Origin of the sequence: Bergeriella denitrificans NBRC 102155, assembly GCF_001592185.1 — a bacterium.
Lineage (GTDB): Bacteria > Pseudomonadota > Gammaproteobacteria > Burkholderiales > Neisseriaceae > Neisseria > Neisseria denitrificans.
Genome location: NZ_BCWL01000356.1, coordinates 1 through 888 on the forward strand (window position 1 = coordinate 1; position 888 = coordinate 888).

At 46.4% G+C, this 888-nt stretch carries 1 protein-coding gene; it reads right to left on the minus strand.

All coding sequences use genetic code 11. From position 1 onward, the window contains the following. Positions 1-384: 384 nt before the first annotated feature. Positions 385-888, minus strand: a 504-nt coding sequence (locus BDE01S_RS10785) for an REP-associated tyrosine transposase (protein ID WP_066081457.1), incomplete at its 5' end; no start/stop codon positions are given.

Consider the following 888-nt stretch of genomic DNA (forward strand, 5'->3'; position numbering starts at 1 on the left):
CCCGTCGCTTTGCCGCAAGGCAAAGGATAATGTTGAAATCCAATGGTTTTATCTCACTCTTCGAGTGAGCGACGGGCAAGGATGCCCGTCCTACAAATCGCTTTGCCGCGAGGCAAAGGATAATGTGATATCCGATGGTTTTATCTCATTTTTCAAATGAGCGACGGGCAAGGATGCCCGTCCTACAAATTGCTTTGCCGCGAGGCAAAGGATGATGTGACATCCGATGGTTTTATCTCATTTTCAAATGAGCGACGGGCGTCCTACACATGACTTTGCCATAAGGCAAAGAGCAACGCTTGGATTCCAAGTTCCCCCCATTCTGCGAGTGAATTGCCGCATCCGTGAACGGGATTTCTTTTAATCACAATTACCCTCCTTCGGTTATGGCCTTTCAACATACAGATTTTTAATCTCTTCCGAAACCGCCCCGCCCCAATCGATTGGAAAAAGGCCGTCTGAAACATCACGGTGAAACGAGGAAAACGGCCAATCAGCAACGCTTTTGGCGTAGCCGTGTTTGACAGGATTGTAATAGGTATAGGCAATGTGGTTGTATAAATCCCGCTCATCGCGGATGGCATGTTCCCAAAATTTGCTTTGCCAGATGCCGCTTTCCCTTTTACCGGTTTGCCCTGCCTGTGGATTGTATAAGGAAAGCGGTAAGCGTTTAGTGAAATTGATTTTTAAATTTTGGATGCGACGGGAAAAATCATGGTCGTTTTCGGGTAAAACCACAACCCAATGGAAATGGTCGGGCAAAATACAGATGGCGAGGGTTTCAGACGGCAAATATTGCTGCATTTCACGGAATGCGGCTCGAAATGCCTCGATATAGCGGACAAGATAATCTTGACGGCGGTCATTTAAATTCACGGTAAAAAAATA